Source organism: Palleniella muris, assembly GCF_004792655.1.
Taxonomy (GTDB): domain Bacteria; phylum Bacteroidota; class Bacteroidia; order Bacteroidales; family Bacteroidaceae; genus Prevotella; species Prevotella muris_A.
In genome coordinates, this window is the sequence record NZ_SRZC01000014.1 from 17455 (window position 1) to 30167 (window position 12713).

At 49.0% G+C, this 12713-nt stretch carries 12 protein-coding genes; 4 read left to right on the forward strand and 8 right to left on the reverse strand.

Translation table 11 applies throughout. The features are described from left to right. The first annotated feature begins 9 nt into the window (after nt 1-9). The 3 genes from E5358_RS09185 to E5358_RS09195 all read left to right on the forward strand — a co-directional run bounded on the left by E5358_RS09185 (nt 10) and on the right by E5358_RS09195 (nt 1888). Nucleotides 10-735, forward strand: coding sequence for a DUF5020 family protein (locus E5358_RS09185; RefSeq protein ID WP_135939896.1), 726 nt, complete (start codon nt 10-12; stop codon nt 733-735). A 242-nt stretch (nt 736-977) separates the two neighbouring features. Further along, nucleotides 978-1277, forward strand: coding sequence for a thioredoxin (trxA, locus tag E5358_RS09190; protein WP_135939897.1), 300 nt, complete (start codon nt 978-980; stop codon nt 1275-1277). Nucleotides 1278-1330: 53 nt separating this feature from the next. Beyond that, complete coding sequence (locus E5358_RS09195; RefSeq protein WP_135939898.1) at nt 1331-1888, forward strand: NADPH-dependent FMN reductase; 558 nt, start codon at nt 1331-1333, stop codon at nt 1886-1888. A gap of 61 nt (nt 1889-1949) precedes the next feature. Here E5358_RS09195 and E5358_RS09200 read toward each other — a convergent pair whose 3' ends face one another. From E5358_RS09200 to E5358_RS09215, 4 genes are all read right to left on the reverse strand, one after another. Beyond that, nucleotides 1950-2588, reverse strand: a complete 639-nt coding sequence (locus tag E5358_RS09200) for a DUF6621 family protein (RefSeq protein ID WP_135939899.1) — start codon at nt 2586-2588, stop codon at nt 1950-1952. A gap of 56 nt (nt 2589-2644) precedes the next feature. Beyond that, entirely contained in the window at nt 2645-4678 is a 2034-nt protein-coding gene (gene dnaG / locus E5358_RS09205) for a DNA primase (protein ID WP_135939900.1), read from the reverse strand. A 72-nt stretch (nt 4679-4750) separates the two neighbouring features. After that, nucleotides 4751-5281 carry an RsmD family RNA methyltransferase gene (locus E5358_RS09210; protein ID WP_135939901.1) on the reverse strand — a complete coding sequence of 177 codons (531 nt, stop codon included), beginning with the start codon at nt 5279-5281 and terminating at the stop codon, nt 4751-4753. A 12-nt stretch (nt 5282-5293) separates the two neighbouring features. After that, entirely contained in the window at nt 5294-6091 is a 798-nt protein-coding gene (locus tag E5358_RS09215; protein WP_135939902.1) for a DUF3822 family protein, read from the reverse strand. Between the two features lie 91 nt (nt 6092-6182). Between E5358_RS09215 and E5358_RS09220 the strand changes: the two genes are divergently transcribed. Continuing rightward, a complete protein-coding gene (locus E5358_RS09220; protein ID WP_135939903.1) occupies nt 6183-7652 on the forward strand; it encodes an ATP-dependent DNA helicase in 1470 nt (489 codons plus the stop codon). Nucleotides 7653-8085: 433 nt separating this feature from the next. On the opposite strand, the gene E5358_RS09225 is transcribed toward E5358_RS09220, so the two are convergent. The 4 genes from E5358_RS09225 to E5358_RS09240 form a co-directional block, all read right to left on the reverse strand. Beyond that, nucleotides 8086-10296, reverse strand: coding sequence for an outer membrane beta-barrel family protein (locus E5358_RS09225; protein WP_135939904.1), 2211 nt, complete (start codon nt 10294-10296; stop codon nt 8086-8088). A gap of 199 nt (nt 10297-10495) precedes the next feature. Next, nucleotides 10496-11428 carry a hypothetical protein gene (locus E5358_RS09230; protein WP_135939905.1) on the reverse strand — a complete coding sequence of 311 codons (933 nt, stop codon included), beginning with the start codon at nt 11426-11428 and terminating at the stop codon, nt 10496-10498. Nucleotides 11429-11463: 35 nt separating this feature from the next. Next, nucleotides 11464-12129 carry a hypothetical protein gene (locus E5358_RS09235; RefSeq protein WP_135939906.1) on the reverse strand — a complete coding sequence of 222 codons (666 nt, stop codon included), beginning with the start codon at nt 12127-12129 and terminating at the stop codon, nt 11464-11466. Beyond that, the gene (locus tag E5358_RS09240) at nt 12126-12659 is read right to left on the reverse strand and encodes an RNA polymerase sigma factor (RefSeq protein ID WP_135939907.1); all 534 of its coding nucleotides are present in this window, start codon (nt 12657-12659) and stop codon (nt 12126-12128) included. The genes E5358_RS09235 and E5358_RS09240 overlap by 4 nt, the downstream gene beginning before the upstream one ends. Nucleotides 12660-12713 lie beyond the last annotated feature (54 nt).

A 12713-nucleotide genomic window follows, 5' to 3' on the forward strand; every position in this document is an offset into this window, starting at 1 on the left:
AAACAAAAAATGAAAAAGATTGTTTTGGCATCATTGATGATGCTTTCAGCCATCACAGGTATGGCGCAGGGTAATCTCCAGCTTCACTATGACTTTGGTCGCAATGTTTATCCGGACGAGCAGGCTGAGCGTCCTAAGGTTACCGGCACATTTGAGCAGTTTTCTGCCGACGGACTTGGAACATGGTTCTATTTCATCGATATGGATTTCTATAACGACGGTGCTGCCGGAGCGTATGTTGAGTTGAGCCGTGAGTTCAACATCGGCAAGAAAGGTTTCGCCGCTCACATCGAGTATGACGGCGGTCTCTGCTCCAAGAAGTCATTCTCAGCACGCTATCAGCAGGCTGCTCTCCTTGGTGCTGCCTACAACATGCACTCTGCTGACTACAAGAAGACCCTCTCCCTTCAGGTCATGTACAAGCAGTTCTTCAAAGGCACTTATAACCATGCGTTCCCATCCTGCCAGTTTACGGGCGTATGGAGCACTACTTTCGCTCACGATGCGCTGACTTTCGCCGGTGTGTTCGACTTTTGGCGTGACGAGCAGGCTAACGGTCATGGCAAACTTGTGTTCATCTCCGAGCCACAGTTGTGGTTTAACCTCAACTCGATCAAGGGACTTAAGAAATGCCCAATCTCTATCGGTACAGAGATGGAGTTCTATAGCGGCTTCTATTCAGACAATTCAAAGATGTACTGGAATCCAACAATCGCTGTAAAGTGCAAGCTGTAAAAGGTTGATAGCTATTTATTTAACGATAATATAACGTACGGGTCACATGGTTGAATGTTCCATGTGACCCGTATTATTTTACCTAAAAAAATATTATTTTCATTTAAGTGAGGGTTGTGTTTCAAGGAAATTGCGGTATCTTTGCACCGTGAACTACAGACAAAGAGTCACTCAAAGCCTGACAGGTAATGTGATTTACCCAAGGCATGTAATTGTTTTATTAACATTAAAATTTATCGAGTATGGAAACATTCAAAGACGTAATTTCAGGCAACCAACTTGTTTTGGTGGATTTTTTTGCCACATGGTGTCAGCCATGTAAGATGATGCATCCGATTCTTGACCAGGTTAAGGATGTGCTTGGTGACCGTATACGTATCATAAAAATGGATGTTGACCAGCAAGGTGACATTGCCGGTGAGTATCAGATACGTTCAGTGCCGACGCTCATGTTGTTCAGAAATGGTGAAATGCTATGGCGTCAGAGTGGAGCTATGTCAAAGGCAGATTTGCTTGCTGTCATTGACCCATTCCTGAAGTGATGAAAAACATAGTTTATCACCTTTATGCTGAATAATGAAAAAGCAGAGCAAACATGAAAAAGATATTGTTCATAATAGGTTCCTTGCGTAATGAATCGTTCAACAGAAAACTTGCAAACCGTGTGGAACAACTCATTTCCGGACGTGCCGTTGTGGAGTATCTGGACTATTCAGAGCTGCCAATGATGAACCAGGACATAGAGTTTCCGGTTCCGGAAGTTGTTGCTGAGATTCGCAGAAAGATAGCGGAGGCTGACGGATTATGGATATTCTCGCCGGAATACAATTCCGGTTATCCCGGTCATCTGAAGAACCTCATCGACTGGCTTTCACGTCCTATTGCTGCAGATGACCACACTTCTCCGCTTGCCATAAACAAGAAGAAAGTGGCATTGAGCGGTGCCGGCGGTGGGATGGCTACTGCCAACTGCCGTGCAAGGCTGACGGAGCTTCTGACATTGCCGTTCATCAATGCGGATGTTATGAGGGAACCGCAGACCGGAATCGTGCTGGGAGTTGAGGCATGGACTCATGGCAACATGATTCTGGCACAAGAACAGGAAGAGGCTTTGGCACAGCAAGTTGATGCTTTCTTGAACTATATCGGGTAAAATAATTGACCGGCAAGTACTTAAGTGGATAGTACTTGCCGGTCATTGTATATGCAGACAGTCAGTCTTTTATCTCATCGGCGCGTATTCCGAGGGCTGCCATAAGGGAGTAGCCAAGGATTTCCGTGCGGCAAGGGACACCGCTGAGTGGCTGCATGGCAAACAATGTCACTCGCTTTTCAGGACACTCGCGGTCGATATGGCGAAGGACTGGCAGCAGACGCTCCATCACTCCGTTGTCGTTTGAATCAAGGTTTGGGATGACCATGATGTTTTTCACCTGCGGTTCGTCGACCATTGCGGCAAGGATGTCTGTGAGAATGTCATATTTTGACATGGTTTCCGTGCCCTCTTCAGCACCCACAGCGTTGAAGACAAACTCTCCGAGGTCGCCCTTGAAAGCCTGGTTGTTAAGCTCGGTGGTGAACTTTCCCGGGTTGAAATTGTTCATTTCGTCATTCTTTTTGTCATGAACAAGGATGACACTGCATTCGGGAATGTCTTTATTTTTCTGTTCTCCGTCCACTTCGGCAACACGACGCACGCCGCCGTCCATGGCTATGCATTCCACCCATTGCGCCATATCCGCCTGTGGAATGTGGCGACCTATCATTCTTTCGAAGTTGACAATGAGGTTGAAAGCCACACTGTCAATGTATTCAGCGTCAGCGATAATCACTGATGTTCTTTTATTATCCATATTGTTATTGTGTCTTCTATGTATGAAACAATTTGTGACATTTGTCAGAGTGTTGGTTATCTGATGTTGTTGCCGAGCTGTTTCGCTATGGCGGCAGACAGTTGTTTCTGCTCACTGTATTCCGTCAGCAGTTCAGAAGCCTTCTCCATATCGTTGCCGAAAGCCTTTATCTGCTGTAGCAGCTCATCCAGTCTTGCGTCCACAATGTCACGGCGGAATTCCAAAAGGAGTCTTTCGACATGGCTGCGGAGTCCCTCTTTCGTGTATTTCAGTTCAAGGCTTTTTGACAGGGTGTAGCGCTCCATGACCAAATCGGTGGCGGTCTTGCTTATCTCTATGTCAGGATGTTTCGTGAAAAATGTTGAGGAGCGGAACTCTTCCTGTGCCGCGTTGCAGATGATTTCCTCCAGCATCCTGTTGTAGAGAGGGTTGGAGAACGACAGTTCCTCTGATGTCAGGTTGTAGTAGACAAACTGTGCAACGTTCAATGACATGGTGCCACCGTCCTCTGTCTCCACATCGTCAAGGATTATCTTGTCGCCATGGCGCACGACAGCCTGCATTATCAGTCGTTCGATGGACTCCGAAACACTGCTTTTCTTGACCGTAGCCTTTGGTGCAGCCGGGGCGAAAGCCTCGTCGGGAAGGTCTTCCGGCGGAAAGTCATTGCCGACAGACACGTTCTGAGTCGGCTCCGGTTGTGGGGCAGTGGCAGACCGTTCACGCTCCCTACGTTTGTCACGCTCCTTGATGTCGTCACTGATAAACCTGTTCATCTTTGTGAGCAAGGTCTTCTCATCCATACGGAGTCGTGTCGCACAGTCCTGAAGATATGCCGCACGGATAATCGGATCAGGGATGACGGAGACACTCTTTATTATAGAGGAGATGACATCAGAACGCCTCACAGGGTCTGTTGCGTCCTTCATCAGCACATCTGTCTTGAACTGGATGAAGTCTGTTTGGTTCTCTTCGACATATTTTCTGAACTCCTCCGGTGTATGTTTCTTTGCAAAAGAGTCAGGGTCGTCGCCGTCAGGGAGGGCGAGTACCTTGATGTTCATGCCCTCGGAGAGCAACATGTCTGTACCTCGCATTGCCGCTTTGATACCTGCAGCGTCACCGTCGTAGAGCAGTACGATGTTCTTTGTAAGGCGGTGAAGCATGTGAATCTGATGGATGGACAGCGCCGTGCCGGAGTTTGCCACAACGTTCTCTATGCCACACTGGTGCATGGAGATAACATCCGTGTAACCTTCCACCATGAACACACGGTCCTCCTTGCTTATCTGCTTCTTAGCCTGATAGATACCGTAAAGCTCATGGTCTTTGTGATAAATGTCAGAGTCCGGCGAATTGACATATTTCTGTTGTACTCCCTTTGTCTCCTTGTCAAGTTTTCTGCCGCCGAAAGCGACGACTTTGCCGCTCATTCCTATCCATGGGAATATCGCCCTGCCTGCAAAACGGTCGACAAGTGATTCCGGGTCAGTCTCTTTGCCCGGATTATTGTCGTTGTTTTTGGAGTAGCACAGTCCTGTTTTTAACAGGAATTGCGCCTTGTAACCTTTTGCTATGGCTTCACGTGGCATAGCCCGGCGGTCAGGGAGGGCGAAGCCCAGGCGGAATTTCTCTATTATGTCGTCACGGAATCCTCGCGAGCGGAAGTACTGCATGCCTACTGCCCTGCCGTCGGCATCATTGTGCAGGATGTCATGATAGTATTTTGCCGTCCATTCATTGACAATGAACATCGATTCGCGTTCACTCTCCTGAAGTTTCTCTTCGTTGGTGAGTTCGCGCTCCTTTATCTCAATATGGTATTTCTTTGCCAGCCAGCGCAGTGCCTCGGGGTAAGTCATCTGCTCATGCTCCATGATGAATCCCACCGGTGTGCCTCCCTTGCCGCATGAGAAACAGTGGCAGTAATTGCGTGCAGGCGACACCGAGAACGACGGCGTCTTGTCATCATGGAAAGGGCACAGCCCCTTGTAGTTCGCGCCTGCCTTACGCAGTGTGACAAACTCTGACACGACATCGACGATGTCTGCCGCTTCAAGAATCTTGGCAGTTGTAATGTTGTCAATCATCGGGAATATGCTGGATAAACATTATCGACAATACTGACAGTACTGACAATATTGACATTATTGGCTTGCAGGCTATCTGAACAGCGTAAAATTCACACTGCCGTAGGAGCGGTGTTCCATGAAACGCGGATGGTCGGAGAAATCATACTGCTTCCCATGCTCAAAAACGAAGATTCCGCCCTCGGCAAGAATCCCTTTGCCAAGCACAAGGTCAGGAATCTCAGGCAGTTCCTTCAACGCATAAGGAGGGTCGGCAAAGATGAAATCAAACTGCTGGCGGCATGACTTGAGGAAGCGGAACGAATCGCCACGCACAAGGTTGCACGCGTCAGTGTCCAATTTTTGCAGGCACTGGCGTATGAAATTAGCATGGTCGCGGTCTGCCTCCACGCTCACCACTTGGCGGCATCCTCTTGAAATAAGCTCCAAAGAAATGCTTCCCGTGCCGGCGAAAAGGTCAAGTGCGAGTGCGCCGTCAAGGTCAAGATAGCCTTGAATGACATTGAAGATGTTCTCCTTTGCAAAATCCGTTGTAGGCCGTGCCTTGAACGTGCGAGGAATGTCAAACCTCCTGCCTTTGTAAATTCCTGTTATTATTCTCATTGTCTCTGTCTCCTAAGCGTTCATGGAAAATGTCACGATGTCATACGCCACGTTCGGAATCTTTGTCACCGGAGCACGGTTGAATTCCGCAGACGGGTTGATAGGGAACACGTTGCTGACATACTTCCGCAGCTCTTCGCGCAGCGCATCCGGTTCCTGCATGTCACCAACGATGTAGAGTTCGTCCTTCTTGTTGTTCATTGCAAGCTGCTGCCATACATAAAGTATGAAATAAGCCGCATCGGTTACTGATGTCGCCCGGAACTCGTTCATGAACCGGAAGCGGTTTTTGTTGAACCCGAACACAGCCAAACGGCGGTCGTGGAAGTACGCAAACAGCTTCTTTGTCTGTCCTACATAGCTGCGCTGGTGCAGATGCTGCCATACCGGTGCAAGCAGCGGTGCTATGCGAACGTCACTGAAATGGTCGCTGATGACCATCTTCAAGTCCTTGTTCATGGCGAAAACGGCTACACAGTTGAGCTCCGGCATGACATGACTGACGATAGCCCTGCCGGAACTGATGTTCAGTCCGTTGGCTGTCGTGCTTTCCGGGAAAGTATGGTTGTAAAAGATTTCTGTCAGGCTCTCATCGTATTCCTCCATCGGAATGAGCAATATGTTGGCATCGATAAGGACCTGCACCCTGTCGCCTGCATTCGTCAGTGTCTCACTGTCACGGAAAGCCTCGCGCAGATTGGCAGCCATGGACATGCCGCTCTTCACGGTGTAAGGCTCATAAGTGCCTTCCGGAGACATGAATGCGAGGGACTGTTGTCCGATGCGTATGATTGTTCGTGGTTGCTTCATAAATGCAAAGGTACTTATTTTTAGCCACAAATGACACAAGAATACTCATGAATTTTTGGTATAGTGATAAATTTTAAGTAATTTTGCAATCATGATTGAACAAGAATGGGCATACCGGATAGAAAGCCGCCTGCCTTTCTCGCCGACGGCGGGGCAGGGCATGGCGGTGGCGGTCTTCAGCCGTTTCATGACTGATGCGAGTACCGATGTGGCAATGTTGCTGCGTGGCTCTGCCGGTACGGGCAAGACAAGTGTCGCCCGCGCCATAGTACGCGCCATGACCGCAATGAAGCAGAAGGTTGTGCTCCTTGCTCCCACAGGTCGTGCAGCAAAGGTTTTTGAACAAGGACTCGACGGCACAGGGCTTCACGCTTACACCATCCACCGCAAGATTTACCGGCAGAGGGCGTACATGTCTGATGCGTTCACGCTTGCCGAAAACATGCATACGGACACAATCTTCATGGTCGATGAGTCTTCGATGATCAACACTTCGGAGTTTGGAGTGAGCGGAGCATTCGGGGCAGGCAACCTGCTTGACGACCTTGTGCGCTATGTCTATTCGGGCAGGAACTGCCGCCTTGTCCTCATAGGCGACACTGCACAGCTACCGCCTGTCGGTTGTGAGGAGGCTCCTGCACTGGTTTCTGACTACATTGCAGGCTACGGTCTGACGGTCTACGATTACGACTTGACGGAGGTGCTGCGCCAATCGCAGGAGTCGGGCATACTGTGGAACGCCACGATGCTGCGCAACCTTATCACTCATGATGACATGACCGAGCTGCCGAAGATAAGGTTTGACGGCTTTGCCGACATAACAGTCTGTCCCGGAAATGAGCTGATAGACTCGCTTGGGTCGAGCTACAGCCGTGTGGGAATGGACGAGACGATAGTCATAACACGTAGCAACAAGCGCGCCAATGTCTACAATCTCGGCATAAGGAACCAAGTGCTTGACCGTGAGGAAGAGTTGTCGTCCGGCGATTCGGTGATGATTGTGAAGAACAACTATTTCTGGACGGAGACCATAAAAGCCGAAATGGGAAAGGAAGAGGCGGAGAATGACAGTCTGCCGCCGTTCCTTGCCAATGGCGACCGTTGCGTGGTGCGGCGCGTAAGGAACACTCGCGAACTTTTCGGCTTCCGTTTTGCCGATGTCTGGCTGGAGTTTCCTGACTATGACGGGCTGGAGATTCAGGCGACAACAGTGCTTGACACCTTGCAGAGTGAGGCTCCCGCACTGACCTGTGAGCAGCAGGAGACGCTCTTTAACGGTGTGTTTGAGGATTATGCGGACATGTCACGCAAGCAGGATAAGTTCAAGGCATTGAAGCAGGACAAGCATTTCAATGCCTTGCAGATAAAGTATGCCTATGCCGTCACTTGCCATAAGGCGCAGGGTGGGCAATGGGCGCATGTCTATGTCGACCAAGGGTACATGACCGATGACATGCTTTCACCGTCCTACATACATTGGCTGTACACGGCGTTCACGCGTGCCACGGAGCATCTCTACCTTGTAAATTGGCGTGAGGAGCAGACGGAACGGAAACTTTAAGGTAATTGCGAGAATTAGAAAACTCACCACATTTTTGCCCTCTGAGAATCGCGTAGAAATAAATTCAAGAAGAAAAGTCAAGAAAATCGCATGAATTTTGCGTTTTGTTATGTAGTTGTGAATCAATTATTTATAATTTTGAGCAGAACAAATTATGCATAAAGACACTGCAATTAGTTACCAAAAACATGCTAAACGGTAACGAATTGCAGTGTTTTTCGTATCGTTCTGCATTGTGAAAGGTTACCGTTTTCACTGTAAAATGTTATCTTTTACGTTGTGAAAGCATATTTTCAGGCAAAAAAAGCGTTATTTCTCACCTTGTGATTGAAAAAACATTAGAAAACTCAGACAGAAAAATCACAAGAAAGACTCCGTCCCATAACGTGGCATATCGTTATGGGACGGAGTCTTTTGTAATAGGGGAGAAGGATTATTTCTTGCTTACTCCGCCCTCGACATCGTCATTGCTGATGGAGCGGTCAGCCTTCTTCACGCTGGCATTCAACTTGCCGAAACGGTAGCTGAGAGACAGGCGGCAGCTGCGGCGTGGACCGTAATTGTGGCTTTCGGAGAGATAATCGCCCTGAGTGACATACGACTTGAAGTCACTGTACTTGCTTCCGAACGGGTTGTTGGCCGAGAGGTTCACCGTCAGGCGGTCGTCCTTCAGGAATGAGCGTTGCAGGGAAAGGTAGTAGTAATTGTAGTTTGAGGAGTAATATCCATAGACACTGTTCGGTGATTTGCCTACGTTTCCGCCACCACCCAGTGCGAAGAATAGTTTCCAAGGCAGCTTCTGCCGCAGGTTGCCATAGTAGTAGGCTGACCATTTGCTTATCTTCAGCTGCATGTTCTCGTTCTCATGGATGTTCTTTCCGACCTGCCCGTTGATGTTGAAACTTGTGCCGTCGATGATTGTCCACTGCACATAGAGCCTTGTTCCGTAGGCAATGGATTTCAGGTTGTTGGCATAAGTGCTGACGATTTTGTCACCGTCGGTGTACTTTATGCCGCCTATGCCACTGTTGCAGTAGCGGAGGAACGGTGCTACGTTGTATGTGAATTTGGCTCCTGTGTGCTGGTAGGTCAGTCCGAGAGTATGCCTGCGTGAGCTGTTAAGGCTGCTGTTGCCATAGGAAATGTTCGTCACGCTCTCCGTGACAGCAGGGTTCAGGTAGCTTATTCCCGGTCGGCTGATGCCTGCGGAATAGCTCAGTTTGATGTTGTCAGAGTCGGAAATCTTGTACTTTACTGTTGCCGACGGCACAAGGTCGGAGATGTTCTTGGAGAAACCTTCGGCACTTCCGTCCGGATAATCCGCGCTGACACGGCTGTATTCGTAGCGCAGTCCTGCCATGGCAGACCACCTTCCGAGGTGCAGGAGATATTGCAGATAGAGTGCTGCGACATGTGTGTCGTGGTTGAAGAGGGTGGATGTGGGCGGCGTATTTCCGTAGAATGTCTGTGAATTGTCGCTCTTGTTACGGCGGAAGATGTATTTCGCGCCGGTCTCAAACTTATGGTGTTTCGCAAACGGACGCACCCAATCGAGCTGGAAAGTGTGTTCGGCAAATTTCTGCTTGCTGAAATTGTCGTAGCCTGTATAGCTGACAGGGAGGTTTATGGCGTTGCTGTATTCGTAAGAGAGCGGGCTCTTGTTGTTTTCCAGTGACATGAGATAGGAGAAAGTCAGCACTTCGTCCTTCACGTGTGTCTTGTGCTGGTAGTCGAAACGTGTCGAGAAATCGAGGTAGCGGAAGCCTCCGTTTGACCATGTCCGGGCGTCATAGGCATAGAGTGTGTTGCCAAGAGGGTCGGACATGCGGTGGTTGCCGAAGCTGTTGACACCGATGTCGTAGGCGAAACCGCTGACGGAGAGCGTGAGAAGGTTCAGCGTGTCGAGGTCAAGGCTTGCTTCGAGGTTGCCATAATGGATATCACCTTTGTTGTTGCTACGGCTTGTGTCGTGCATAGTGTTGCCGCTGTCCTTGTAGTAAGTCTCACTTTCGGAGGTGGAAGAGGACATGGCTTCGCCCTGATGCTGGTAGCCGTAGTTGGCGGAAAGGATGAGTTTGCCGGTCTGGGCTGTGATGTATCCGTTGGCATGCGGGTCGTAATGGTCATTCATTCCTGTGCTTACCGAACCGACAATGCCACCGAAGCGGCTGTTGTCCATCATGACAATGTTGAGAATGGCGGAGATTCCCTCTGCGTCATAGCGTGCTCCCGGTTCGGTGATGACCTCAATGCGCTTAACCATTGTTGCCGGCATGGCTTTGAGAACCTCTTTCGGGTTCTTGGTCATTGTAGGGTCAGGTCTGCCGTTCTTGAAGATTTTGAAGTCGGAAGAGCCGTTGACCTGTATGTTGTCCTGTCCGTCGACGGTGACAAGTGGCACCTTGCGGAGCATGTCCATTACGGTTTTGACCTTGGATTCCTCGTCAGCCTGCACATTGTAGGTCGTGCGGTCAATCTCGTTTTTTATCAGTTGGCGTTGGGATTTCACCACCACCTCGCCGAGTTCTACGTTTGAATGTACGCCGAGTGTGTCTGTTGTGCTCTGTTTTGCCTTGTTGGTTGTCTGTGCTGTGCATGGCAATGTACATAGAATCAGCAGGGCGGATATGAATGATTTGTTCATGATTGATTGGTAATGATAAAGGTGCAAGTGGGCGATGCCGTTGCTTACGGTCTGTAGAGAAAGGGCGGCGATGCCCACTTGCTTATTTATGAAAAGCGTGTCCCGCGGGCTGTCGTCAGCAGACGGGTTGAGAAGAAAATTATTTTTCCCGATTGGTTGCCCAATGGTTGTCCTGTGGGAAAGGTATTCAGGTTTCGTTTTATCTGCCTAAAGACTGATAGGCCTCGTCAAGCATTCCGTTGAGGAACGTGTCAGGGTTTGTCTTTTTCATGATGTTCTGCATTTCGTTAATGCTTGTCTTGCAGGTGTTGCGCTCGTTCTGGCTGAACTCATTGCTATGTTTCTTGCATAGTTCCACTATGTTCATGACGATGCCTGTCTGCAAGGATTTCTGATCCTGGTTCTTGATAGCCTCGAGGAATGCGATGCGGAGGTTGCCGAAGCGGTGTATGGCACTTGTGCCGATGGCAATACCGTTTGCGTCTTTTGTGGTCTTTATGGTGCTGATGACCTTTCCGTTCTCGTCCTTGTTCGTAATGATGCGTATGCCGTTCTCATCAAGGATAGTCATTGTTGACGAGGTGATGGGAGGAGTTGGGGGTACGATGTTTTCTGCTATGGCAGGCAGTTTTGTCACTTTTGCAGGGTTGTCGCCGTAGATGCGGTAGAGCAGACATCGTGTGCCCTTGCCTTCTTTGTACCAAACCATGGCATAGACATAGCGTTTGGTGGCATTGTTCTCGTCATTGACGAACAGCAGGCGATAGTTGTGGGTTGGTCTTGTGCAGAAGGCGACATTGTACTTGAAGTTCGGACCATAGACGACATTGGACTTCTCTGCCTTAATCTCAGGAGTCTGATGGATGTATTTGTAGCCTTTGGCAGCGTCTTGCTCGAATGCATCTTCCAATCGGTTTATCATCCGCTGCTGGTCTTTTGTAAAGTACAGTTCGGTGAAGTAACAGTAGGTTGTTATTGAGCCTCCTTTGTCACTGTCGTCATAGTTGCTCGTCATGACCTTCTTGACATTCGAATTATTGATTAACGCCTCCATTGTTCGTTTGACATTGTTTTGTGCAATGGCGTTGGCCGTTATCAGCATCAGTGCTGTCAGTATTGTAATCTGTTTCATATATGTAATGATGATTGTTTGTGTATATATGGTTGTTAGTAGTAGACCTCTTCTTCTTCGCTCATGTAGTCTATGTTTGCAATGGCAGCATATTGGCTCATGATGTCGTAGAGGTCGATTTGCTGTTGCACATAGACGGCTTTCATCAGCAAGTCCGCCTGGCGTGCTGCCTCTTCAAGGTCAATGGCATCGGCGCTGTCAGCCGGTGCGGATGCCTGTGCCATATAGTAGCGTGGAGGTGGGGGAGTGTCGCGATAGCGGTTGATGTTTATCTTCTTTCGTGTATTTGGTTTTGCAGCCGGTGGTGAAGCAGGAGCTATTTCAATGTTCAACGTATCTTCCGGGATTTCCACATTGGTGCTGTCATCTTGCTCTGCAATGGCGGTGAAGGATTGATCGGGGATTGGCTGCATCGGGTTATTGCTGTTATTAAGCCATAAGTATGCTCCGAAAGCAAGCAGGATGGTGGCGGAGGCAGCAATGAGGTGTCGGACATAATTGTGTCTTGCTTGCAGTTTGGGTTCAAACATGGCGAACATTTCCCTGTACACTTGCCAGTCTTCGCCATCAATGCCTTCAGGAGCGGGCTTGTCACCATGCTTCCTGAAGTAATCAGCAAGCATGCGTTCCTCGTCGACAGATGTCAGTCCGTCCATGTATTTCTGTAGGAACAGTGCTATGTTTTTGTCGGTTACCTTCATTGTCGGTTACGCTTTTTAAGTTCTTCGAATATCTTTCTTCGGGCAGATGACAGCATTGTCGCCACGGAGGCAGTGGTTATGCCCATGAGTGCCGCTATCTCATCATTGGACTTCATTTCTGTCTGCCTCATCCTCATCACCTGCATTTCTCTGTTAGGCAGTGCTGAAATGCGTTCAAGCAGCCATTGTTCGTCCTCCTTGATTTCCAGTTTGCGGTGTGGAGATATGGCTTTTGTGTCAGGTGGTTGCCATTCCGTGGTGTCCTCTCCGGTGTGCTTTTCCATTGTTACCATAAGGGTTGAGGTGCGTTGGGTATGGCGCAGAGTGTCGATGGTGAGATGTTTTGCGACGGTTGCCGTAAGTCTTATGGCATGTTCCTTGTCATGAAGGTCATTGTGTATAGCCCACAGTTTCAGCATAGTGTCTTGTGCGACATCGTCAGCATCGTTGGCATGCAGGATGTGCATGCTTGTCTTCAATGCTTCTTGTCGCAGGACGCCTGCTATCTTCTCAAACTCTTTTTGGTTCATGCTTGTTGATTGTTCCTTTTGTGTAAGTGTTGTCAGTGTGAGCTGCTGTGGGAT

Excerpts from the sequence above, each read along its gene's own strand:
- E5358_RS09185 (WP_135939896.1), top strand. The coding sequence starts at position 10 with ATGAAAAAGATTGTTTTGGCATCATTGATGATGCTTTCAGCCATCACA.
- trxA (WP_135939897.1), top strand. The coding sequence starts at position 978 with ATGGAAACATTCAAAGACGTAATTTCAGGCAACCAACTTGTTTTGGTG.
- E5358_RS09195 (WP_135939898.1), top strand. The coding sequence starts at position 1,331 with ATGAAAAAGATATTGTTCATAATAGGTTCCTTGCGTAATGAATCGTTC.
- E5358_RS09200 (WP_135939899.1), bottom strand. The coding sequence starts at position 2,588 with ATGGATAATAAAAGAACATCAGTGATTATCGCTGACGCTGAATACATT.
- dnaG (WP_135939900.1), bottom strand. The coding sequence starts at position 4,678 with ATGATTGACAACATTACAACTGCCAAGATTCTTGAAGCGGCAGACATC.
- E5358_RS09210 (WP_135939901.1), bottom strand. The coding sequence starts at position 5,281 with ATGAGAATAATAACAGGAATTTACAAAGGCAGGAGGTTTGACATTCCT.
- E5358_RS09215 (WP_135939902.1), bottom strand. The coding sequence starts at position 6,091 with ATGAAGCAACCACGAACAATCATACGCATCGGACAACAGTCCCTCGCA.
- E5358_RS09220 (WP_135939903.1), top strand. The coding sequence starts at position 6,183 with ATGATTGAACAAGAATGGGCATACCGGATAGAAAGCCGCCTGCCTTTC.
- E5358_RS09225 (WP_135939904.1), bottom strand. The coding sequence starts at position 10,296 with ATGAACAAATCATTCATATCCGCCCTGCTGATTCTATGTACATTGCCA.
- E5358_RS09230 (WP_135939905.1), bottom strand. The coding sequence starts at position 11,428 with ATGAAACAGATTACAATACTGACAGCACTGATGCTGATAACGGCCAAC.
- E5358_RS09235 (WP_135939906.1), bottom strand. The coding sequence starts at position 12,129 with ATGAAGGTAACCGACAAAAACATAGCACTGTTCCTACAGAAATACATG.
- E5358_RS09240 (WP_135939907.1), bottom strand. The coding sequence starts at position 12,659 with ATGAACCAAAAAGAGTTTGAGAAGATAGCAGGCGTCCTGCGACAAGAA.